19 protein-coding genes are annotated in these 24,065 nt (G+C 40.5%); 7 read left to right on the forward strand and 12 right to left on the reverse strand.

From position 1 onward, the window contains the following. Positions 1 to 2: 2 nt before the first annotated feature. The 6 genes from panC to LEP1GSC199_RS10965 all read right to left on the reverse strand — a co-directional run bounded on the left by panC (position 3) and on the right by LEP1GSC199_RS10965 (position 8,245). Positions 3 to 857, reverse strand: coding sequence for a pantoate--beta-alanine ligase (panC, locus tag LEP1GSC199_RS10945; RefSeq protein WP_002982752.1), 855 nt, complete (start codon positions 855 to 857; stop codon positions 3 to 5). Then, entirely contained in the window at positions 854 to 2,146 is a 1,293-nt protein-coding gene (gene hisD / locus LEP1GSC199_RS10950) for a histidinol dehydrogenase (protein WP_039926630.1), read from the reverse strand. Before hisD ends, panC begins: the two co-directional genes overlap by 4 nt. Positions 2,147 to 2,189: 43 nt before the next feature. Next, entirely contained in the window at positions 2,190 to 3,371 is a 1,182-nt protein-coding gene (locus LEP1GSC199_RS10955; RefSeq protein ID WP_002982864.1) for an LIC11435 family protein, read from the reverse strand. Further along, complete coding sequence (locus tag LEP1GSC199_RS21830; protein WP_232420760.1) at positions 3,361 to 4,071, reverse strand: hypothetical protein; 711 nt, start codon at positions 4,069 to 4,071, stop codon at positions 3,361 to 3,363. Before LEP1GSC199_RS21830 ends, LEP1GSC199_RS10955 begins: the two co-directional genes overlap by 11 nt. Positions 4,072 to 4,172: 101 nt before the next feature. Continuing rightward, positions 4,173 to 5,483: a FecR domain-containing protein gene (locus tag LEP1GSC199_RS21835; RefSeq protein ID WP_002983191.1), complete on the reverse strand. Its 1,311-nt coding sequence runs from the start codon at positions 5,481 to 5,483 to the stop codon at positions 4,173 to 4,175. Positions 5,484 to 5,488: 5 nt separating this feature from the next. Further along, entirely contained in the window at positions 5,489 to 8,245 is a 2,757-nt protein-coding gene (locus LEP1GSC199_RS10965) for an adenylate/guanylate cyclase domain-containing protein (protein ID WP_002982382.1), read from the reverse strand. 50 nt (positions 8,246 to 8,295) lie between these two features. Between LEP1GSC199_RS10965 and LEP1GSC199_RS10970 the strand changes: the two genes are divergently transcribed. Further along, entirely contained in the window at positions 8,296 to 9,066 is a 771-nt protein-coding gene (locus LEP1GSC199_RS10970) for an exodeoxyribonuclease III (RefSeq protein ID WP_002982337.1), read from the forward strand. Positions 9,067 to 9,098: 32 nt separating this feature from the next. Further along, positions 9,099 to 10,070, forward strand: coding sequence for an LEA/WHy family protein (locus LEP1GSC199_RS10975; RefSeq protein WP_002982322.1), 972 nt, complete (start codon positions 9,099 to 9,101; stop codon positions 10,068 to 10,070). 72 nt (positions 10,071 to 10,142) lie between these two features. Here LEP1GSC199_RS10975 and LEP1GSC199_RS10980 read toward each other — a convergent pair whose 3' ends face one another. Together LEP1GSC199_RS10980 and mgtE are read right to left on the reverse strand one after the other, a co-directional pair. Next, positions 10,143 to 10,778 carry an LA_2219 family laminin/E-cadherin/plasminogen-binding protein gene (locus LEP1GSC199_RS10980; RefSeq protein WP_039926737.1) on the reverse strand — a complete coding sequence of 212 codons (636 nt, stop codon included), beginning with the start codon at positions 10,776 to 10,778 and terminating at the stop codon, positions 10,143 to 10,145. A gap of 63 nt (positions 10,779 to 10,841) precedes the next feature. Continuing rightward, the gene (gene mgtE / locus LEP1GSC199_RS10985) at positions 10,842 to 12,245 is read right to left on the reverse strand and encodes a magnesium transporter (protein WP_002983028.1); all 1,404 of its coding nucleotides are present in this window, start codon (positions 12,243 to 12,245) and stop codon (positions 10,842 to 10,844) included. A gap of 65 nt (positions 12,246 to 12,310) precedes the next feature. Here mgtE and LEP1GSC199_RS10990 point away from each other — a divergent pair, with 65 nt between their 5' ends. From LEP1GSC199_RS10990 to LEP1GSC199_RS11000, 3 genes are read left to right on the forward strand one after another with little or no spacing between them, the layout of a single operon-like run. Continuing rightward, entirely contained in the window at positions 12,311 to 13,003 is a 693-nt protein-coding gene (locus LEP1GSC199_RS10990) for a hypothetical protein (RefSeq protein ID WP_002983217.1), read from the forward strand. Next, on the forward strand, positions 12,993 to 14,039 hold the full coding sequence (locus LEP1GSC199_RS10995; protein WP_002982397.1) for an OmpA family protein: 1,047 nt from the start codon (positions 12,993 to 12,995) through the stop codon (positions 14,037 to 14,039). Before LEP1GSC199_RS10990 ends, LEP1GSC199_RS10995 begins: the two co-directional genes overlap by 11 nt. Next, positions 14,032 to 14,988 (forward strand): cation diffusion facilitator family transporter, encoded by a 957-nt coding sequence (locus LEP1GSC199_RS11000; protein WP_002982622.1) that lies wholly within the window; start codon positions 14,032 to 14,034, stop codon positions 14,986 to 14,988. Before LEP1GSC199_RS10995 ends, LEP1GSC199_RS11000 begins: the two co-directional genes overlap by 8 nt. On the opposite strand, the gene LEP1GSC199_RS11005 is transcribed toward LEP1GSC199_RS11000, so the two are convergent. Beyond that, on the reverse strand, positions 14,985 to 16,034 hold the full coding sequence (locus LEP1GSC199_RS11005; protein WP_002982790.1) for an acyl-CoA dehydrogenase middle domain-containing protein: 1,050 nt from the start codon (positions 16,032 to 16,034) through the stop codon (positions 14,985 to 14,987). The two genes, LEP1GSC199_RS11000 and LEP1GSC199_RS11005, sit on opposite strands and share 4 nt — an antisense overlap. A 6-nt stretch (positions 16,035 to 16,040) precedes the next feature. Then, positions 16,041 to 18,932 carry an excinuclease ABC subunit UvrA gene (gene uvrA, locus LEP1GSC199_RS11010; RefSeq protein WP_051999756.1) on the reverse strand — a complete coding sequence of 964 codons (2,892 nt, stop codon included), beginning with the start codon at positions 18,930 to 18,932 and terminating at the stop codon, positions 16,041 to 16,043. 40 nt (positions 18,933 to 18,972) lie between these two features. On the opposite strand from uvrA, the gene LEP1GSC199_RS11015 reads away from it, so the two are divergent. Next, positions 18,973 to 20,607 carry a S49 family peptidase gene (locus LEP1GSC199_RS11015; RefSeq protein ID WP_002983143.1) on the forward strand — a complete coding sequence of 545 codons (1,635 nt, stop codon included), beginning with the start codon at positions 18,973 to 18,975 and terminating at the stop codon, positions 20,605 to 20,607. Between the two features lie 16 nt (positions 20,608 to 20,623). On the opposite strand, the gene LEP1GSC199_RS11020 is transcribed toward LEP1GSC199_RS11015, so the two are convergent. After that, entirely contained in the window at positions 20,624 to 21,631 is a 1,008-nt protein-coding gene (locus LEP1GSC199_RS11020; RefSeq protein ID WP_002982477.1) for an L-threonylcarbamoyladenylate synthase, read from the reverse strand. Position 21,632: 1 nt separating this feature from the next. Then, on the reverse strand, positions 21,633 to 23,204 hold the full coding sequence (locus tag LEP1GSC199_RS11025) for a glycosyl hydrolase family 18 protein (protein ID WP_002982220.1): 1,572 nt from the start codon (positions 23,202 to 23,204) through the stop codon (positions 21,633 to 21,635). Between the two features lie 145 nt (positions 23,205 to 23,349). On the opposite strand from LEP1GSC199_RS11025, the gene LEP1GSC199_RS11030 reads away from it, so the two are divergent. Beyond that, positions 23,350 to 24,060 (forward strand): queuosine precursor transporter, encoded by a 711-nt coding sequence (locus tag LEP1GSC199_RS11030; protein ID WP_002983135.1) that lies wholly within the window; start codon positions 23,350 to 23,352, stop codon positions 24,058 to 24,060. Positions 24,061 to 24,065: the final 5 nt, after the last annotated feature.

Raw genomic sequence — 24,065 nt, forward strand, 5'->3', positions numbered from 1 at the left:
GTTTAATTGGGAATTTGGATGATTTGATTGTCGATGAGGCGGACATCCCCAACAAATACAGCAATTGCTAGTAAGATTTCACCGTTTAATTTTTCTTTGGATTGGAGTTCTATCGGATCTACAACTTCTAAATAATCAATACGAACGGAAGGTCCCGTGAGTAGAAAATCTCGTAGGATTTCCTTCCAAAGTTTGAGATCCCTTTCTCCCGAAAGAATTGTTTTTTTGGCCAGAGCAAACATTCTTGGGATTAGGCTTGCCGTTTCTCTTTCTTTTTCCGTTAAACGGACATTACGTGAGCTCATGGCAAGGCCATCCACTTCCCTACGCGTCGGCACCCCGATCACTTCTAAAGGAAAATTCAAATTTTCTACCATTGCAGAAATGACTCGGAACTGTTGGTAGTCTTTCAAACCAAAAAAGGCTTTGTTTGGTTCTGTTAAATGAAAGAGTTTGGCAACGATTTGCAAAACCCCTTCAAAATGACCAGGTCTTGTACGACCACAAAGGTTTTTTTGTAATTCCGGAATACTTAAGCTGATAGGGGTTTTTGTTTCCGGATACATGGTTTTTACTTCAGGCAAAAACACCAGGTCCACCCCTTTCGATTCGCATAACAGTAGATCGTCGTCCGTCTTCACTGGATATTGTGCAAAATCTTTGGGATCATTGAACTGGGTTGGATTGACAAAAATAGAAACAATGGTTTTATCAGTTTCTTTTTTTGAAGTTTCCACAAGATCGAGATGGCCTGCATGTAAACTTCCCATGGTAGGACAAAATCCTATGGAATACTTTTCACCTTTCCACTCTGCAATCTGGTTTTTTAGTTCTGAAATCTTAGAAACAACCTTCATAGAGTTTCCTCGGTGCGCACTTTAACGCTGGTTCCATGTTCCTCATCCAAACCTTCCAATTCCGACATCAACTTCACAAATGGGTAAAGATTTTTTAAGGACTCCTTAGTCACTTCTTGGAAGGTCACTCGTTTTAAGAAGGTATCCACACCTAACGATGAATAGATCCGACTGCCTCTGGCTGTGGGAAGGATATGATTGGTTCCACTAATATAGTCACCCATGGCAACCGGCGAATAAGGACCAAGGAAAACACTTCCCGCATGTTCAATTTTTGAAAATACTGCTTCATTGTCCCTTGTTTGGATTTCTAAATGTTCAGGAGCCAGTTCATTCGAAAACCAAATACAATCCTCCATATTTGGAAAAACCAAAATAGCAGAATTTTTATAGATGGAATGTTGTTTCATTTTCAATCGTTTGGGACGTTCGAGAAATGCTTTCTCTAATTCTTCACTGACTTTTTCTGCAAAACTTAATTCTGTAGTGAGTAGAATCGCAGAAGAATCCTCGCCATGTTCTGCTTGTGATAACATATCACAAGCAATCCATTTGGGATTTGCGGAACTATCTGCAATGATAGATACTTCACTGGGACCGGCTGGGCTATCAATTCCAATCAAACCCTTACCAGCTAAGTAGGATTTGGCGGCAGCGACATAAGCATTCCCAGGCCCGACAATAAACTCTGATTTTGGAATAGATTCTGTTCCATAGGCACAAGCGGCAATTCCTTGGGCTCCGCCCACAGTCACAATACGATTGACTCCAAGGATCTGACAGAGCCAAACCAGAATTTCCGGTAGTCCCTCTTTTTGAGGCGGTGTGACGAGTTGGATATTTCCGACTCCTGCAATGTTTGCCGGAATGACTCCCATAAGAACACTAGAAGGATACAAAGCCTTTCCTCCTGGTGCATACACAGAAAGGGAAGGAATGGCTGTGTATTTAACACCTAACCGGTTTCCATCAATGGTTTTAGACCAGGATTTTCTTTTTTGAGCGTTATGGAACTCTTCGATATTGGCCTTTGCCCGAAGGAAGGCTTCTTTGATTTTTGGATCTAGATTTGTTTGGATAGAACGAGGGTCGAGTGTTACCGAACTCAGTTTGATGCCATCAAACTTTTCTGTGTATTCGAGGAGAGCCTGGTCACCTCTCGTTCGGACAGCTTCTAAAATCGGAAGGATTTTTTCGGTAGCGGAACTTAGGTCTTCTTTGGCATCCAATAGAAAACGATCCAATTGATTCCGTGAATTTCTGTCACAGCGTAGGATAGGAATCGGCATAAAATCAGCATAGAGGGAGGTCCCTCCCTAAACAAGCTTTTTGTCAGAAACGGGACGAGAATTCGATTTGGTAACGTGATCCATATTCATAAGCAAATTTTGATTGGTTCCAACCGGCATCTGTTGTGACAGTTGCTTGTATGCGTTTTGTCGCCTCCCCTAAAGGAAATCCTGGTTCATAGTGAGCTACGTTTCTTTTGGCAGAAAAATAAGAATCCACCATATTATAGAGTAAAAATACGCCTAATATTCCAGCACCGGCCTGGATCACGCCTAACTCAGTTTTTGCGGTATTGAATTTTGCTTCCGCATTGGTTCTATTAATTAACCAAAGAACTTGTGCATCTTGTTGTTCGACAAGTAAGGCTCCCAAAAGAACTGCCGATTGATAGTCGGATCTTGCACTTAAAAATTTATTATACGAATTGGCATAAACGGCAACCGCAGAGACTGCAACTAATGGGAAAACATATACCTTCCAATTTTTTCCATCAATGTATTTTTGTCCCCAACCTGGTAACAGAGTAGACCGCCAAAGTGTAGACCAATAAGGAGTTTCGTAGTAGTCTTCTGGAACTTCCTTTCGAATGATACGTTCTTGCCTAGCCGCAAACCTGGCTGCCTTTTCTTTAGAATCAGATAAAACCACTCTTTGTTTTGCGGTAAGAACTTTGTTCCTTGGGTTTTCTAATACCAAATCATAAATTCCAGTATCTGTGTCTGCATCCACAGCGAAGGTTGCTTTGGCCACGGAATCAGATTCTATAATAACTTTCTTTGCGAGAATTTTTTTTCCCCCAATCACGAGATATACCTTCATGGGGTAAATAAAATCCTTACCTTCGAGTAAAAAGACTTTTTCCTTTTCTTCTTTCGATACTGAGTAAATGGAATCTTTTGTAAGTGTTGGAACCCTAGATACAACAACTTCAAATTTTACCCAGTCAGAATAACTACCAACCTTCCCCAGTTTGTTGACCACAGCTACCCGATGTTCATAAATTCCAGAAGTGTAATTTACTAGATCATAACTTGTACCATTCACTTTTTCAGAGAAAACCAAGTAGCCACTAGAGTTTTTAATTTCTAAAACATAACCGGTAGCACCATCTACTTCCATCCAACGTAATTGGTACTGAGTAACTTCTTCCCCATTCGTTTGCCCAACCAGGGATGTTACAAAAATAGAAGAAACGAAAATGATTAACAGGAACTTATTCAACATAGATTTTTCCTGGTGTTAGGATTTTTGGAACTTTTAATTCTGGTACGGAAATGAAAAAATCTTGTTTGTTATAAGCAGATTCTTTTTCTGTTCCGTCTGATTGTTTGTATAAGGCAGCAACTTCCCACCTGTACCTTCCCACATTCAACTTTTGGATTTCGCTAAACTGTAGTTTGGTGGAATTGGTTCGTTCGTTTAAGATTTGTTTTTCTCGAATCCCAGAAATATCAATGACTAGGATTCGATACCCAGAGGCTTTCTCTACTGGTTTCCAGGTGAATAGGATCGAACTTTTAGTAAACAAATCTATAGTTTCATTGCGTAGAGGATTTAGTAAACTCGGTGGTTCCCGATTGGTAATCATTTGGAAGTTACGGACAACACTAAAATCACTATCCTCCTCAGCAGGCCGAACGCGCCAATAAAAACGACCTAAATCTTTAGATTTGAATTCGAAATAATTTCCAGATACAGTTTCTTTCGTTAAGAGGGGTTTGAAATCGGCTTCTCTTGCAATTTCCAGTTCATAATTGGACTTACCAGTTAATTTTTTCCATTTAAGAACCACGGTCGAACGTTCATCTACCTCCACCTCAGCTCCGTTTAGCGGTGCAACTAACTCCATTTCTTCTTTAGCTATGACAGTAAATGTATTTGATTTTGATTCCAGAGAAACTCCATTGGAACTAATTCCTTTCACTCTCCAGAAATAAACTCCCACACCGAGACCTGTGGAGATTTTTAAAAAATTGTCCTTAGTCGATTCGAATTTTTGTTTGGATCGGAAGTTGGAATCAGAACTTAGCTCCCATTCATACTTGCTAAAATCTTTATCATCCTTCCAAGAAAAAAAAGTTGTGATTTGGTTTGTTCTTCAGCAAAGGTTTTCCCACGTGCAGGTTCCAATAACTCGGGAGGTGAGATATTTGTTTTTTTAGTGACTTGAAAACTAACTACTCCAGAAGTTTTTTCCGCTATTCCAGGAAGATTGGATTTAGCTTGTATCCTTGCAAAATAACTTCCCTCTTTTAAGGAATCAAAGGCCAAAGATTGGTTTTGGGTTTGTTTGGAGACAACTCCTTCCGAAAAATTGGAATCCTTTGCAATTTGTACGGTATAAGAAGAATAAAGATCTAATGGATTCCAGACAAAACGAACTACGGGTGTGTCTTGTGTGTAAGTAAACACTTCGCCCGTTTTTGGACTCAAAATCCGTAGGCCTGGATCACTTAAAATTCTAAATTGGTAAACTTCTGTTGTTTGTTTTGATTTAGTATTCGGATCCTCATAGGATACACGCCAATAGTAAGAGCCTGCACCCAATTTCTTAGAAAGGTTGGCTGAGGTGAGTTTTTCTCTAAACAGCGATTTGGAAAAATCAGGTAATAAAGAAACTTCTATCGAAGGAATAGTCTGTTTAGCAGACTCTTGTTTCCAACCCGAGATCGAAAATTGAATTCGTTCTGACCCCGATTCGGAAAGAATATTCTTTCTGTCTTCTGGTGCTAACAATCGATAAACAGGTTTTCCGACCTTAACTCCCGATTCAGTTACATTGGCGATTTGGTCTTTGGCTATAGTTTCTTCTTTCCCATTGGATGTAAGTTTTGCTTCACCTTGATCTACTTTGATATTTAACTCTGATTTGGTTTTATCTAGTTTTACATCGCCGTTTGCCACTTGAACGGTTTTGTCACCAGCAGTGATATTCATTTTTATATCACCGGATACAGTACCTTCTCTAGCGGCCTCAAAAGATCCATACGCAAAATTAATATTAATGTTTTTGTCAGAAATATCCAAAAGGATCATAGAGTTTTCAGATATATTGATCTTGGTCCCATCATTTAACGTGAGTATGGCGTCCGATAGACCTTCGGTGCGGATGGTGTCTCTGTTTTTTACTTCTGTTTTAGATTCTATCAAATCCCAAACGACTGCATCATTGTATTTTCGGAGTACCGTTTTATTTTTGAAAGTAATGACTCCAATCGTGGGACCTGAAGCGTCATTAAAACGATAGTTTAAATTTCGATGAAGAAGAAATGAGAATACAAGAATGAGTAACAATAGTGCTGAAACTACAAATCTTGTATCGTTTAACCATCTCATAGAGTTTATTTATGTGTCCTTGTAAACACACCATCCCAACCGGAACCTGGAGGGTTTAGTTTGTATTCTTCACAGCGTTCCATGAGCATCCGGCTAGATTTGTCTTTATTAGCTTTTATTTTTTCAGACTCAGTAAATAATTTGATCGCAGAATCCCAGTTTTGTTCCAAATAGGCTTTAAATCCCGATTCATAAATCTCTGCCGCCTCTATGGCGTTTGGTGCAACCAAAGACCGATAACCAATGAGTTCATGGATTTTCACAGGCTCATTTTTACCTTTCACACGAACAAGGTCCAAATACCGAGTCACCATCTCCCCTTGAATGGCATCACGGATGGGGTCTGTGATGAGAATATTCACTCCATAATCTTTACCTGCAGCTTCGAGCCTTGCCGCAAGGTTCACCGTGTCCCCCATCATTGTGTATGATGCCAAAGCATCAGTTCCCATAAAACCAACCTTAGCTGGTCCAGAGTTCAGTCCAATCCTTGCATCCATCACTTGAGCTTCTTTGGAGTAGAGATTGTTTTCTGTCCAATACTCGCGTAACTCAGCAAGTTTCATCACCATATCTACACTAGCACGGGCGGCTTTTAGCTCATGGTCTAAAACGGGAACTGGTGCATTGAAGATTCCCACAATGGCATCCCCGATGTATTTGTCCAAAACACCTTCATGTTTTTTAAGTAAAAGGGTCATCGCAGATAGGTATTCGTTTAGTAGGGCCGCCAGATCTGCCGATTTTAGCTGTTCGGAGATGGTAGAAAAACTGGCAACATCCGAGAAAAAAGCAGTGATATGAGTTTCTGATCCCCGTTTCAATGCAGCCAAATCCACCATGGCCTCTTGCACCACCACAGGATCAATCATACTCCCGAGGATGTTTTTTACCTTTTCCCTTTCTTCCAAACCCGCACCCATATCAATAAAGTATTTGGTAAGAAGGCCAACTTCATCTTGAGTTGTTGGTTTAATCCCAATTTTAAAATTTCCTTTGGCGATCTCTAAGGTGGCAGTTAAGAGTTGTAAAACTGGCTTTGTAATGGTTTTTGAAAAGAAAAATACAAAGATGAGTGCAGAACAAAGTCCAATTCCAGCAATATATAAATTTGTTTTTTGACTTTTATAAACATCGGCAAATGCTTTTTCTTCTGATACAATGGTGATCACTCCCGCATCCGCAAAGCCAATCTTTTGAAAAGATCCCAAGTAGGACCCACCTAATTCTTCATCCAAATAACTCATTTGACCAGTATTGGGAGCACTGGTTAACATAGATTTGACGATTGGCATAGAAGCAAGATCTGTCGCCGCAAGGATTAAGTCTTCCTTCGGATGGGCAAGAGCGATTCCATTTCCATTCACCATAAAAGTGGTTTCGATTCCTTTTTTGGAAAAAGCACCTATGATTTTGTTTAGTTTAACAATCATCACAAGAGCATTGTCATTTTCCCCATTTTCGGATGTTGGAATGGCAATGGCAAAAGAAGGTTCCTGAAATCCAGGACTTGAGTTTAATAATACAGCTTGCCCATTAAATGCTTCCGCAAGTGCATCCCGATTTCTGTTGACAACTGCGTGGAAGTCTTCTTCTGTAACTGAGCTTTTTTTTAACTCTTCCTCATTAAAAACTTCCCGCTTCATAACTAAGGTATTTTCTTTCCGTTCGAAAATCCCTAAGTAAATAAATTCTTTATCGTTTTGAAAGAATGTTTTAATCAGAAGTCTTCGTTCTACCTCGGGAAGCCCTTGGGTTGTGAGTGTAATGGCAATTTGGCGGCCTTTTTCCACAACACCCAAAATATCCGATTTTACTTTGGAACCGATAATTTCGGCAATGCGAATATTGTTATCACGTAACTGAAGTTCTATTGATCTTTTAAAATAAAAAGAAGCAAAAAAGATAATAACGGAAACAGAAAGTATAAAGAGAAAACTAATCACCCCCATCATCTTCAACTGAAGCGAAAATTTTGTATTCGCAGATTCGTCTAATGCATGTAACTCCGAAGATTCTTCGGTCTCGGTAGATTTTTGTTCTGGAACGATTTCCGGTTTTACCGGTATGGGCTCAACAGTTTCAGTTTCTGATTCCGAAAAAGAAGATTCAATTAAATCATAAGGGTGGTTTGGCGATTCATCAGGTGGGGAAATTTCCTCCCGTTCTTCGTAGGCAAGTTCCGTATTAACTTCTTCCAAGTGAACACTCGTACCATTGGCAGAAACCAATACCTCTTCTCTTTCCTTTTTTCTACCCGACTTTCCCACAAACTCTAAAGGTGGATGGCTGAAGGATACTTTTTTAGAAATATGATTTTGAGAAACAGTAGAATCGGCAACAGAACTTGTTTTTCCTGTTAGTCCAAATTTATGAGTGATACGATCTGGGGAAATTTTATCATCCCAAAGGTATTCTAAACGAGCAAAAACAGAACGGGCTTCCAATTCCAAACCTTTCGGAATCAGTACATAGATAGTTTTGCCTTCCCCTAATCGAGATAACTCTGACGCCAAATACTTGTTTGTCGGAATATTATGAATGGAAACAAAAGGAAACTCGAGACGGTTCGTTTCCGTTGGTATTCCCCAGAGTGGAGGCCCAAAGCGGAACTCCAATTCACCGGCACGCCGAGTCTGGAAGAATATAGTAATCCCCTCGTTCCAGTCCCAAGTTTCTAAACTACCTGGGGATTCATCCCAGAAGAGAAACGAGAGTTTGGACGTTCGGAGGAACGGAATTTCTGCGGAAATTTCTATCATGCCTTTTTTAGTATCGACTTATTACGCCATACAATCGATCTCAATTCTAGATGAAAATCATCACGTTAAATTGCAACGGAATTCGTTCCAGTTTGAGCAAAGGTTTGCTCGATTTTATCTGTCAGGAAAATCCTGACATTATTTGTTTCCAAGAAACCAAAGCTCCTGTGACAGAAATTGACCGAAAAGAATTCCGAGATCTGGGATATGAAGTATATACCTGTATCGCAGACAAACCTGGATACAGCGGAACTGCGGTTCTGACCAAAATAAAACCCAAATCCATTTCTCTTGGATGGGGAGAGGGAATCTATTCCTCGGAAGGAAGATCCATTCTTCTGGAATATAATGATTTTTATCTTTGGAATCTCTACTTTCCTTCAGGAACGAGTGGAGAAGAACGCCAAAAAGTAAAATACCAATTTTTAGATTCCTTTTTTGAACTAGCAAAACCCTATACCAAGAAGAAAAAACCTCTAATTGTTTGTGGGGATGTGAACATTGCTCATACAGAAATAGACATCCATAACGCAAAAGGAAACCAAAAGAGCTCTGGTTTCCTTCCCGAAGAGAGGGCCTGGGTTTCCAAGTTTTTGGATTTGGGTTTTCTCGATTGTTTTCGGATTCTACAACCAGAGCTTCGAGACGAATACTCGTGGTGGACCTACCGTTTCCAAGCTCGGAAAAACAACAAGGGTTGGAGGATTGATTATTTTTTTATCACTAAATCTTCTAAATACAAAATTGAGTCCGTTCACATTGCCAAAGAACCCGTTCTCTCGGATCATGCACCCGTTGTTATGAAAATCCAATTCACTTGACAAAACCTTAGATTTAGGTGAGATTTCTTAAGATGAAATTGGCACTTCCCTTAATCCTTTCGCTTTTCACTTTCCAATGTTCTGTTCTTGGTGTGATCCAGGATAGAATTCCTATGCCTGCTTTTGAATTTGATTCTCTATCAATCAAGAGCATCACATTCACTGATATCACTTTGAATGTGGTGACTTCAGTGGAAAATCCCTATCCCGTTTCGATTCCCAGTTCCTTAATCGATATGGATATTAAAATTGAAGGATTAAAACTTTCCCAAATCAAAACCGATCTGGGTGCCATTGAAGGAAAAAAAACAAAACAACTTCCTTTGGAAGTCAAACTAAAATACACTGACCTACTCAATCTCTATAAAAAATTTCCAAACAAACCCTTATTAGAAGTTAGTGCTGAAGGAAATATGAAAGTTCCTATCCCTAAACAATGGCAACTTCTGGGAAAAGATTCACTAACTTTCCCCTTCATAAAAAAGAGAGAAATCCCTGCCATTCTTCCCAATGTAGAAATCCAAAATTTCAAAATTCTAATGCCCACGGAAGCCGATATCCTAAGCGCATCCAATACAGATAGCCTTGCTGACACGGCCACTGGTTTTCTAAAAGGGCTTTTGGGAGGATCCAAACAACCTGCCACTTCGGCCGCCAAAGCGGGATTAGCTGGCTTAAAGTTAGATTTAAATACCGAGTTTGATTTTGTATTCTCGAACCAAGCTGCCTCTAACTTAAACCTAACAGGTCTTACCTACGATTTAAATTTGGCAGGGGAAAAATTCTTAAATGGAGCACCTAAAGAAATTCTCAATTCTGGAAAAACTTCCACTGTGAAAGTAGCCACAAAGTTTCCAATCACTTCGATTAGCTCCTCTCTTTACAAAACCATCCAATCCAAAACAGCTCAGTTTGATTTAAAGGGAGATTCAGGACTGCAAGTCCCAGCAGTTGCGGAAACCATTCCTTTCCAATATGAAAAACATGGAAACTTTAAGTGGTAAACAATGGAAGTTTCACCAATCGAAACAGCAGGGAAAAAGGATTCCCTGAATTCAAATCAGTTTGCGGATAGATTATTTCTTCTTTTGTAACATCTGTTTGATTTCGTCTCTCGTTTTTCCAGGATAGAGGCGAATTTGGTAACTAATTAGAAACCTAGTAATGATGGGCGTTCCATCTTTACTAGAATGTTCGTAATTGAATCTAGAAGCATCGTTTTGGATGATCTTTGCGATGTCGTTGATTCTCGGAACACGCCGATCGAAAGCAATCGATTCTAGTTTTCCTGTCACTGTATTGAGTCCAATGGTGATCATTCCATCATCCACAAAACTGAGGAGATCAAACTTCTTCATTTCCTCTTTCGAAAGTTCGTCCCCACCCGCATCTGGTTTTCTGCGAATTTTATCCGTATGGCGGATTTGGCGAACTTGGTAGGAATCGGAGGCAATAAAAACGCGAAAAATTTCTGTGGGAAGATCACTTTTCTTTTGAAAGAAAGGAATCTCCCCCGTATGGTTTTGGACTTCTTCGCCCCTTTCGTTGATAATGATTTCCCCTTCACCACCGGGCGGCGGAAGTAAATCTTTTACAGATGTTATTTCTTGGCTTAATTCTGCATTCGCGTTTGTGCTCGTTTGGGGTGCCGATTGGCAATGGATCAGAAGAAAAAAGGAGAGAACCGATACAAACAAATGCAAGAATTTCATTTCGACATCAGTATTTGGTGATTTCTCTTTAGTGGCAAGAATTTTAAAAGGAAAGGGCAAACCCTAAATCAAATATTTTGCAAACACTGTGGCAAGTCCGAGGAAAAAGAAAAACCCACAAACATCTGTGGTTGCCGTTACAAAAATAGAGGAAGCAATTGCCGGATCCACACGCATTGCCTTCAGTACGATCGGAACTAAAGATCCAGTGAGTGAAGCCACAATCATATTTACAAACATAGCAGTTCCTACCACAAGACCTAGAACTAAGTTTCCTTTCACAAAAAAGATCATACAACCTGTGACAGTTCCCAGTACAAGTCCATTGATCACTCCAATTGTACACTCTTTTCGAACCGCTTCCCACCAATTAGAAAATGAGAGATCTCCGGTGGCAATATTTCGGATAACAACAGTTACTGACTGCGTACCTGCGTTCCCACCAAGTCCCGCCACAATCGGCATAAGAGTAGCAAGAACCACAATCTGAGAAATGGTATCTTCAAAAAACGCAACTACTGTGGAGCTTACAAAAGCAGTGAGTAAATTGACATTGAGCCAAATGATCCGTCGTTTTACCGATTGTAAAATGGGGGTGGATAACCTTTCATCTTCCGATACCCCCGCCATAAGTAGGATATCTTCCGATGCTTCTTCCTCTACGATCTCCAAGACATCGTCAACTGTGATGCGTCCAATGATACGGCCCAAATCATCGGTGACCGCGGCACTGACTAAGTCGTATTTTTTAAATGTATTGGCTACCTCTTCCTGATCAACGTCATAATGAAACGCAAACACAGAGAAGTTTGTGATTTTTGCTACCTTAGTGTTGATCGGAGTCAGGAATAAATCTTTTAAAGGAATGAATCCTTCAAGGACTCCATCTTCATCGGTAACATACACTTGGTAGATATCTTCGATTTCTTTAGCTTTTTTACGAACGTTGATGATTCCTTTACGAACATTGTCCGTTATGGACACTGTGGCAAAGTCTTTGGACATAAGACGTCCGGCAGAGTATTCGCGAAAACCCAATTGGGAACGAATTTCAAAACTATCGGCTTTACTTAAATTGGCTAAAACTAATTCCCGTTTGGCGCCCGGAAGATAAGAAAGAAGGTAAGTAGTTTCATCTGTTTCGATATGGTCCAGAGTGTTCGAAATCTCATCAACGGAAAGTTCCTCTAAAAAAGACTCTAAGGTCTCCTCTTCCATTTTGATGAGAGAATAGGCTTGGTCTTCTTTCGGAAGGAGACGGAATAGATATAACTCCTCTTCTCTTTCTAGATCACGAAATAAGGTGACGATGTCGGCAGGGTGCGCCCCATCGAGCATTTCTTTTAATTGTTTGGAATCCTCATTTGCAATGAGGTCTTTGATCTGACTGACAAACTCATCATAGGAATCGCTGTCTCTGTCGATTTTGATACGGAATTCGGACTCTTTCTTTCTTTCTTCTTCCATAAATCAGCGGATTTCCTGAATTTTCCAATTGACGGTTATGTCACGTAGACCATAGGCTATATCCTATGTCGGCACGAGTTCGAATTTTGAAAACGAATCTTTTTCTTCTACTTGTTTTTTCCCAATGTGTTCTCTTCGAACCAAAAATCAGCAAGGTTCCTGATGCCTATGTGCGCGATGAGGTTATGAATACCGAGCAGAAAAATGCCACACGTGTCCTCACTGATAAAATCATCAAACTCAACAACGAAGTCTCGGCGCAAAGAAAGGCCAACACTCTCACAGCCCAAGCCATCAAAATCTCGCAAAGCAAGGTAACAAAACATAACTCACAGCACGAGTTAGCACGAGCGAAAGAAACTTACTTTGTTTTGAAAGAAGATTCGGCAGCTTCCAAACGGTATCTGGAAGAAAGCCAAGGCCATGAATTGGAACGGGCCAAAGAAGAAACACGCTACAAAACTTGGATACAAAAAGAAAAAGAAGACAAAGCCTATTTGGAAATGAAGGAAGCGGCTCTGGGAGAACTAATCGCCGAACTGGAATTAGTTCGTTCCGAAATTGCAGTTAAGTTCCAAGAATCCCAAGGCAAAACTCCTGCTGATCCAGAATATATCAAAAAAGAAATTTATGAAACCCAATATGCCGAAAAAAAATCCGACGCTCGTCGTCGTGTCTCTGACTGGGAGCGAGTCAAAACAGAAGCTCCGAGTTTACCGAAAGTCAATTTAGAGGACAGTTTTGATGATGCGAAATAATCAGAGAAACCTAAGTTTTTTACTCCTAACTCTTGTTTTTGTTTCTGGACTATCCGCAGATTGGGTTTATTTTCCTTACGAATACAACCAAATCTACAAAGAAAAATATGCTTTGGAATTGGAACTGGCCGACATTCGCAAACAACACCAAAACGAATTGAATCGTTTGGAAGAAGAAAAAAAAGAACTCCAAACCCAAAATCGAAATCTCACAGAAGATTTAGAACTAGAAAAAAGAAATCGAACCAAAGAACAAGACGAGTATTCCGATAAAATGCGCGATTACAATATGCGCCTTCGGGGTCTGGAAAAAAAAGGTACGGACAAAGAACGCCTTCTTGCGGATGAAAATCGAAAACGAGAAGAAAAAGATCGGGCCGATCTAGATGCCTTAAAGAAAAAACTTGAAGACAAAGAACGAGAATGTCTTCAAAAAGAACAAAAACTCCGCGAAAATTACGAATCCAAAATGGATGAACTCAAAGAAAGGATTCGCAATTTAGAAGAGGAACTGGCTAACCTTCGGAAACTCACTAAAGAACAAAAAAGAGAATTGGAACGGCTTGCCGAACAAACCAAAGAGTTTGAAGAAAAGTTAGCCAAAGAAATCACTTCAGGCCAAATTCGCCTTAAACGTTTTCATAACAAACTTATCATCAATATTGATGATAAAATATCCTTTGATAGTGGTTCTTCGGAACTAAAACCAGCCATCCTTCCTGCGATTGAAAAAATTCGGGATATTTTGGCTGCTTATCCTGAAAACTACATTGTCGTAGAAGGACATACAGACAATGTTCCTATCAAAACAAAATTCAGAAACAACTGGCACCTTTCCAGCGAACGAGCGTTATCTGTTTTGGATAATATGTTACAAAACAAAAATCTAAATCCAAAGAATTTTTCCAGTGCCGGTTATGGGGAATTCCAACCCATTGTTCCCAATACCTCAAAAGAAAACAAAGCACTCAACCGCCGAGTAGACATCGTCGTTGTTCCAAGAGCCACAGGATCACTCAATACAAACAATGAGTAAACCAAGACCCAAACGTTCCCGGTTGGTATTTTTCTTAAGCCTTTCGGGTTTACTCTCTATTCTTATTTTTTTTATTGAATGGATTGGTTCGAAAGAAAGCGGAAGCCTTGCGTTATTTGCAGATGCAGGTCATATCTTTACTGATGTATTTGCCCATATTATCTCGCTATTTGCACTCCTCATTGCCTCTAAAAAACCAAACGCAAAATATCCTTTTGGATTCCATAGGTTTGAGGTTTTGGCTGCTTTATTCAATGGTCTACTCCTCATCGGGATTGCGCTTTTTATATTGTATGAAAGTTATATGCGTTTTTCTGGATCGTCCCATGTGGAAGCGGACTCGATGCTCGCCTATTCGCTTGTGGGATTTGGGATCAATTTGGTTTCAGCAGGTCTTCTTGTTGGGGTCAGTAAAACAAGTCTCAATTTAAAATCGGCATATCTTCATGTAATTAGCGATTTACTCGGGACCCTAGCGGTTGTTATTGGGGCCATTCTTATTCGATTTACTGGATTTCGAGAAGTGGATCATTTCCTAAGTGTAATTCTCGGAATCTTTATTTTAAAAACATCTTATGGAATTGTCAAAGAATCGATAGAAATTCTCATCGAAGCGGACACAAGTGAATTTGACAAAGAACATTTATTAGAACATATTCAAACCTATCGGGGTATCGAATCGGTTCCCCAAATCACAGTTCGCAAACTCACATCCGGTGTGTTTTCTATTGAACTACAAATTTTAGTCAAAAAAGATGCAGACAGGGATAAAATCGTTTTAGAAATTCATAAAGTACTAAAAGAAGAATTTGGAGTCCCTTTTGTTTCTGTAGAAATAATATCATCTTCACTGAAAGAGAAACTAGAGGATATCTTTGTTCGAGAAACAGAACGTGAGTTTGGTCATCATGGTCATAGCCATGGGCATGCACATGACCACCATCACTAGAGATTTCTTTTTTTCTTTTGGATTAAGTAATTAGTAAAGGAATCTTCCCAAACAAAAAGTTGATAGTCTGGATCAATGGACTTAAGTTCCTGAGGTGAAGTAACCTTCCAATGTTCTGCAAGTGCGGAAAGTAGGCCTTCCGTCGGGTAAGGGAATCCAGAAAGTAAAAATTCGCTATCGGGGAAACCATTACACGAAGAGAGAAACGAATCTCTCCATTCGATCAGTTTTTCCCTTTCTTTTGCTACAGTTCTGTCTTCTAACGAGATCTTTTTTGTTTTGCCAATCAGTAACGAAACTAAAGACAAAAGCTCTTTTAATCTTAGTTCCATTCCCAGTTTGCCATAGTTTTCCAAAACCAAGTCAGTCTCAGTGATGGGAAATTCGCATAACGTAAGTTTGATATGACTTACCAGGTGAGTAAAGTCTGTAGGAAAGGATTCTTCTTGGATTTGGTTTTCCCGAATCGCAGGGATTCCATCTTTTTGCCTCTGCACTAGATAGACGGGATTCTCAGATCCCGATTTAGTGACCCAGAAAATTACATCGGCCTCCCCACCATTGGTGATAAAGGATTTGGTTCCTGATAGAAGTCCATTCTCTAGATTTGAACTAAGTTTTCGAAGTTTGCCCTCCCAACCGGGCTCACTCACTCCTACAGCATAAATTCTTATAGGGGTTCCTTCCCGAAAACCTTTCCAAAGAGAATCCAAGGATCTTTTTTTCGTTTCAGCTATTTTTTTGGCCAAACTTTGATTTTGCTCTAGTAAGTCTGTACTTTGCAGAAGGATTCCCCCTGCCACATTGACTTCGACCATACAGGAAAGAGCAAGGGAAACACCCACAGGCTCTTCTGCTAAGTGAGATAGTTTCTTCTGGAATTCTAAATAAGATTCTAAACCGAGAAGAAAGTGATAAAAACCTTCCTTTATGAGATAGGGTTTCCAACTTCGATAAAACCCGGTCTCTGGTCCACCGGTATCTTTTGGATAAGAAGAACCAGGGGCACCATACTTTAAAATCAAATTCTCTGGTTTGACACTCACGACAAACTACTTGGATTTCTTTTTGGCATACTTGATATCGAGTGCCTTCTCTTCTTCCAATACTTTTTTTAAATACTGGCCAGTAAACGAACGTTTTACGGTAACCACTTCTTCTGGAGTCCCTGTAGCGATCACTTCCCCACCACCGTCACCACCCTCAGGTCCAATATCAATGATATAGTCTGCGGCTTTAATTACATCTAAGTTATGTTCGATGATAACCATAGAGTTTCCTTTGTCGACAAGGACTTGCAGGACAGAAAGTAACTTTTCGATGTCTTCGAAATGAAGTCCTGTGGTTGGTTCATCCAAAATATATAGTGTTTTTCCGGTAGGTCTTTTGGAAAGTTCTGTGGATAGTTTGATCCTTTGGGCCTCACCCCCAGAAAAGGTTGTGGCAGCTTGGCCGAGTTTAATATAACCAAGTCCCACATCCATAAGAGTGTCTAACTTACGTTTGAGATTTGGAATTTTTTCAAAGAAAACAACGGCTTCTTCGATGGTCATATCCAAGATATCAGAGATATTTTTTCCTTTGTATTTTACTTCCAAAGTTTCACGGTTGTATCGTTTTCCCTTACAAACTTCACATTCCACATAAATATCAGGAAGAAAGTGCATCTCAATTTTTAAGATACCGTCTCCTTCGCATTTTTCACAACGTCCGCCAGCCACATTAAAGCTAAATCTTCCGGGACCATATCCTCTGACTTTTGCCTCTTCCAGTCCACTATACAAATCCCGAACAAAAGTAAACAAACCAGTGTAAGTTGCCGGGTTGGATCTCGGAGTTCTTCCGATGGCCGACTGGTCAATGTTAATCACCTTATCAATCTGGTCTTTCCCCAGGATTTTTTTATGTTTTCCGGGAATGAGTTTCATACCCATCACAGAACTTGCGAGTTCCTTATAAAGAATTTCATTAATCAGCGTAGACTTTCCGGAACCCGACACACCGGTAACAACCGTTAAACTCCCGAGTGGAATCGATACATCAATATTTTTTAGATTGTTGTGCGTTGCTCCTGTAATTTTCAGGAATTTTCCATTACCCTCACGTCTTGTTTTCGGCATGGAAATTCTTTTTTCCCCAGAGAGAAATTTACCTGTGACAGAATGTTTGTCTTTTTTGATTTGTTCGGGTGTGCCAAAGGCCACAATTTCCCCACCGTGGACTCCGGCACCAGGACCCATATCCACAATAAAGTCAGCCTCTTCCATAGTTTCTTTATCGTGTTCGACAACAAGAACTGTATTCCCGAGGTTACGAAGGCCTTTTAAGGTTTGGACAAGTTTTGTATTGTCTCTTTGATGAAGGCCAATGGAAGGTTCGTCCAAAATGTACAAAACACCCATTAGGCGAGATCCAATTTGAGTGGCCAAACGAATCCGCTGCATCTCACCGCCGGATAAAGTTCCTGCGGAACGACTTAAATTCAAATACCCCACGCCCACATCGTTTAGGAAGTGAAGGCGTTGGAGGATTTCTTTTAGAATGGGTTTGGAAATGGTATCTTCGGCCCCTTTGTATTCGGAGGATTTTGTAAACGCTAAGGCCTTTTCAATGGAATAACCAGTGTAAGCATCGATTCCCACTCCTTGTACTTTGACAGCCAAGGCTTCCGGACGGAGACGTTTTCCATGGCATTCATCGCAATCATGGTTTGTCATAAAGGATTCAAACCACTGGCGCATCGAATCCGATTTTGTTTCTTTATACCGACGTTTGAGGTTAGGAATCACACCTTCATAATTTTTGGAAAATTCATAATGCGAATTGGCACCCCGAAAATCATAATCGATATGAATGGACGCATCTCCATGTAAAATTGTAGATCGAATTTTTTCGGATAAATCTTTCCAAGGAGTGTTTAGATTGAATTTTAACTTTTTAGATAATGCTTGTATGGTGGCCATATACCAATAGGAGTTGGATTTAGAACCACCCCAGGCCTCAATACAACCTTCCGCAAGTGAGGCTTCTCGGTCTGTGACAAGAAGAGATTCATCAAACTCTAAGAGAGCACCCAGTCCATCACAATTCGAACAAGCTCCAAAAGGAGAATTAAAAGAAAATAGTCTTGGAGTGAGTTCGGGAATACTCACATCATCGCATTTGGGACAAGATAGTTTTTGCGAAAACAGATGGTCCTTTTCCCCATCTTCCACGACAACAATTCCATCCGCAGTTTTTAAAGCGGTTTCCACGGAATCCGACAACCGGGACTGGATTCCTGGTTTTATTACAATCCGATCGACAACGATATCAATATCTGCTTTGAAGTTTTTCTTCAAAGGAATTTCATCCTCTAATGAATACACCTCTCCATTCACACGAACCCGGTTGAATCCTTCTTTTTTGAAACGTTCGAGGACCTCGCGATGTTCCCCTTTTTTCCCCTGGATGACGGGGGCCATAATTTGGAGTTTCGTTCCTTCGGGAAATAAATTGATTCTATCGGTGATTTGGTCTACAGACAAACTAGAAATAGCGGTTCCGCATTTCGGACAATGAGGTTTTCCCACTCTGGCATATAACAGCCGTAAATAGTCATAAATTTCCGTAACCGTACCCACAGTCGAACGCGGATTTCGGTGAGTTGTTTTTTGTTCAATGGAGATGGCGGGACTCAAACCCTCAATTTGGTCCACTTCCGGTTTTTCCATTTGCCCGAGAAACTGGCGGGCATAACTGGAAAGGGATTCCACATACCTCCTTTGCCCCTCGGCATAGATGGTATCAAAGGCAAGGGAGGACTTCCCCGATCCAGAAAGTCCAGTGATCACCACAAGTTTATCTCTTGGGATATCAAGGTTTACGTTTTTGAGATTATGTTCTCGGGCGCCGCGAATACGAATAAAGGAATCCACATCGGATAGCTTGTTTTCCTCTTTCATTCTGGAAAGAATTTTAAGAAATGACGGAAGAGGTTCGCCCGTGTTTCGCATTCTTTTTTTGATACTTTTTTTGCCCTTTCGCCTTTTGTATCAGTTATACCTACGTCTAAGCCTAGTTTTCCAATCGGGCCGCGAGGTCTATGAACTGGAATTTCCTGCTGTTTTTGAAGATTCTTACAAATCTTACTTAGTCAAAAAATTTCAGGGTAAGGAAGAAACAGTCACAAGATTAGAACTTCTCATCCTTCTCAAACTCATTCAAAAAAATGGGAAAATAAAAACCTTCGATATCTCCCTACCACCTCTGGAATGGACTCTCTCTGAGTTCTATGAAGTGAGAAACCAGCTAATAGCCATTAAAGAATCAGGGAAAAAAGTCCGAATCTTTGCCAAAGAAGGTGGCGTGGGAACTCTACTTCTCTTAACAGCAGCTTCAGAAAGTTATTTGGCCCCGGAATCTGAGTTTATGGTTTTACTACCAAGCGCCGAACCCATGTTTTTCGGTAAGTTTTTAAAAACCTGGGGGATTGAAGTCCAAGCCTTTGCCTCCGGTCCCTACAAATCCTTTGCCGAAAGTTTCACTAGGGGTGAGTTTTCTAAAGAAGCAAAAAAGAATTTAGAAACTTTGGTTTTGGATTTACGAAAAGTAATCCTTGATGCCCTTACCAATGGGAAAAAATCATTAGAACCTATTTTCTATAGACCAATGCTTTCTGCCGATGAACTTCTGTCAGCTGGGATCATCCAAGGAATCAAAAAAGAAACAGAATTCTTTTCTGAAAACAGAAAGGTGTTTTCTGGAAACTATCCGTCCCTACACTACAAAATCAAAGAATTTCGCATCCTTCCCAAACGAAAAGCTGAAGTCGTGATCCTTCCTTTGGAAGGAGGAATCTCTGGGGGTGATTTTTTACATAAACATAGGGAAAATGGAAAAATTGAAGCCTTCTCAATCATTCCCAATCTAAAAGCTCTTTCTGAAGACAAAAAAATTAAAGCTGTGATTTTAGAAATTTCCTCACCTGGGGGATCTGCGTTTTATTCAGAACAAATCCACCAAGAGATTCTAGAATTAAAGAAAACCAAAATTGTTACCGCTTATTTTAAAGATACTGTTGCGAGTGGTGGGTATTACCTTGGTTCGGCGGTAGATCATATCACAGCCTCCCCCGTTTGTATCACAGGTTCCATTGGTGCAGTCAGTATCCGAGCCAATTTACAAAAATTATACAAGAAGTTTCAATTGAATAAAGAGGCCGTTGGATTTTATCCCTTTCGAGACATCCATTCTGAATTCCAACCCCTTTCCAAACAAAGTGTTCAGTATCTAGAATCTCAAATCAAAAAGATCGAAGGTTTGTTTTATAGGCGTGTGGCCGAAGGTAGAAAAATTTCCTTAGAAGACCTTCCGAAAATTGGAATGGGGAGAGTGTATTTGCCAACTGTGGAAAACCGGATTGTGGATTCACTCGGAGGGCTTTTAGATGCAGTTCATGAAGTGAAAGAAAGATTAGGTGGAAAACCGATCCTTCTCACAGAAGAACTTCCTGCTTACAATCTAAGAAACAAAATTCCCATTCTTGGCGGACTCATTGCTGAACTAAAGGTATTGGAATCACTGAATGAGGTTTCCCTACTCTCTCCTATTCGTTTGGATTGGAAAAACAGAAGATAAATTGTACTTCGTTTGCCTAAATACTTGCGGCCTTTTCTAGCCGATTGCGAAGTCCCTCTTCCCCAGGTCCCGGTTTGGGAACTTCGCAAACGATGGTTTGGAATCCCAAACTGTCACAGGATTCAAAAAAAGCATAGAGTTTAGACGCATAATCTTCGTTAGATGATACTAAACAAAGATTCTTACCTTCCCCTAATGTGTGATTTTGAATTCTCTGGTTTTCTAACACTGGTTTTATCCCTTCCAAGGAAAATCCAATCCATGCGGTGGACTTGGATTCATTCATTGTCTTTAAACTAAATTCGAATTCTTCTTTGGATGCCAAAATCACACGGGCCGTCGGGGCATAGTGTTTGTATTTGGTTCCGGGACTTAAAGGCACAGCTCGAATATCGTATTTAGAAGTGGGACCTGGAATTTCAAGATCTGATACAACTGACAGAAGTTCGCTCGACTCAATGGAACCTGGCCTGAGGAGAGTGGGATGTGATCCGACTAGACTTACCACCGTCGATTCAATCCCAAAACTCGGCTCCTCAGCAACAAGGATTCCATCCACGACCCCATCGAAGTATCGCAAAACATCACTTAGTTTGGTTAAAGAAGGCCTTCCTGATAGATTGGCTGAAGGGGCAGAGACCGGTCCCCGAGAAAGTTCAATCCATTCACGAACCACTGGATTTTTAGGAATCCTTACGGCAAGGGTATCCAATTCCTTTGGAAAAAGGGATTTGTCTTTTTTAGGAAGGATGAGAGTGAGGGGGCCTGGAGAAAAACGTTCCAATAATGCTCTACCAACTTCCCCTAACTCACATACGGCGGCAATGGATTCAATAGAATGGAAATGGGCAATGAGAGGATTGTCTTTGGGCCTTCCTTTGATTTCGTAAACGCGGAGACAAGCCGACTCAAGCCTTGTGGAAGCGCCAATTCCATAGACAGTTTCTGTGGGAAAAATAACGACCTTTCCCTCTTGGATGAGGTTCGCAAGCAAACGTACATCCGAAGAGATTAAGGTTTTCATCTTAAAACTTTTTTGTTTTGGATTTAGATTTGGAATCGGATACTTTCAATGCCTCTTTGGAATCACTCATTGGAGTTGTTGTTTCTTCCTTTGGTTCTTCTTCCTCTTTGGCTTTTTCCACAGGAGGGAGTTGGCCTTGGACCAGTTTACTTAAGTAAACATTGATTTCTGGATCATTGTCAGTCACGAGTTGCCAGAAAGAAAATCCCCCCAAATCGTATTTACGAAGAAGGGTCATTTTTTCTTCAAAGGCTTTTCGGTTCATGTAAAAAGCGACTCGGTCACAACCACCACTGGTATACCAAAGGGATGGATCTTCATAAGCGCGATTTTTATGGATGTCAGAAAACTTAGATAAGTTTCTCCAACTAGCCACTTTGTTCTCTTCATTTAAGATCCGATTGATATCCGTGGGTTGGCGATTTTTATGGACCCCTGCTTTGATCCTTTGGGCATCGGAATGATAAATGGCTTTGGCAGAAGATTTGCAATTGAGAGCCCAATCATATCCATAAGTGGGAATGGCCATATAAAGTTTATGCATGGGCACTCTTTTTTTGGCATAAGTGATGATTTCTTTTAACCAAACGTTCGGTGCTTGGGGGCCTGGACCTGGGTTATGGTATTTACGGGGATGGAGTTCATAGGCCATAATTTTCACTCGGTCCGCGTGTTTGGCAAGGAAAGCATAATCATGCGTAGTGGGCCCTCTCCAATTTTCACGGAAGTCAAGAACGATCGGTTTGGAAAGGCCACGGCAATTCAGTTCTTTCTTTTTTGTTTTTTCCGCAGGAGTTTTCGGGTGAACCGCAACAGAAATGAGTTTTCCTTTTTTATGAACTTCTCGGGCAAGTAGTGCAAAAAACTCTTCAAACTTTTCTTTTTTGTCGCAGGACATTCCTTCATAATCAATATCAATTCCATCATAACCATAAGTCATAATTTCATTTACGATGACTTGGATGTGGTGGTCACGGATGTCGTTACGGCCACCCATTCCAATGTTTTCTTGGATTTTTTCCTTTGGATTTTCCCAACGAAAGATAGTGGGTATGATTTTCACTTTTGGATTTAACGCACGAAGTTCCAGAACTCGTTCTTTCTTGGAAGTACTAGACCAACTCGAAATCAATTCTCCATTATTAGAAAGTCCTCCTTTCATAGTATAAATGAAAGGATGGATTTCGTTGTAGAGATGGACTGTTTTTTTCATCGCTGTCCAATCAGTGGACCAGGCGGAGGAACGAAATGTTACATTCTCATCTGGAAGGAAACCCGGCAAATACGCAGATTCTTCTACGGTTTGTGTTGTTTGGGACTCTGAGTTATCTTTTGTTTCCATCTCGGAGGGAGTGCCAAGAGAGGGAGTCGAAGCTTCGACTACACTTGGATTGGCATTCCCCATTTTGGGCGCGTCTTTCAAAACAAGGGCGGTTCCACTCGTTTGGATTAAATTCATTCCTAAATAGAAGGAGATGGCGGATAAAAAGACCCAAGAGGCAAATAATAAGGAATATTTAGCTGCATTAGACAGAGGATGTTTGGAAGAGGATGAGTTTTCAGATTCGGGCATATATTACTTCTAGTATGATTATCGAACGCGGATGAAAAAAAGAGTAGAGAATATTAGAAACTCCCAAGACCCTATTTCTCATCCCATGATTTTTCAGGAGGGATTCTCTCCTAGTCTAAATTCAAAGGAAAGGAAAAAGAAATTTATGCATGTTCTCAAACAAAAACCGGTCATTCTATATACGGTTCTTCTTAGTTTTTTTCTAACCTTTCTTTTGCTTGCCGAACTTACCGGTAGTAAATTATTTTTTGCCTTCGGATTCACAATGACTATGGGGGTTATCCCTTTTCCTGTCACCTTTATCATCACGGACCTTTTAAACGAATACTATGGTAGAAAGGTAGTACGAGCCACAACCTTTCTTGGTATGGTGATGATTGGACTTGCTTACCTTCTTATTGTGATCGACATCCAAATTCCAGCAAGCCCTGAGTCTCCTATTGATGATGCCTCCTTTGAACGGGTGTTTGCCAATTCCGGCCTTGTGATTTTAGGTTCCATTATCGCTTATATGATTGGGCAGATGATTGACCTCCATACCTTCCATTTCCTTAGGAAAAAAACTGCCGGTAAACATATATGGCTAAGGGCTACCGGTTCCACCATCATCTCCCAACTGATTGATTCTTATGTAGTGATCTTTATCGCCCTCGGCAAATACCATCCCGTCTCCAAACTCATCGCCATTGCCAATACGAATTTTTTATACAAGATGGGTGTGGCAATCGCCATCACACCTCTTCTCTATGCCATCCATATCTACATTGATCGTTATTTGGGAGAAACTTTGAAAAACCAAATGTTCCGATCAGCCATGGAAGAAGAGGGTTTCGAATCCACCATCCAACCAGGGTAAGGCGA

The sequence above is a fragment of the Leptospira vanthielii serovar Holland str. Waz Holland = ATCC 700522 genome, assembly GCF_000332455.1.
Classification (GTDB): domain Bacteria; phylum Spirochaetota; class Leptospiria; order Leptospirales; family Leptospiraceae; genus Leptospira_A; species Leptospira_A vanthielii.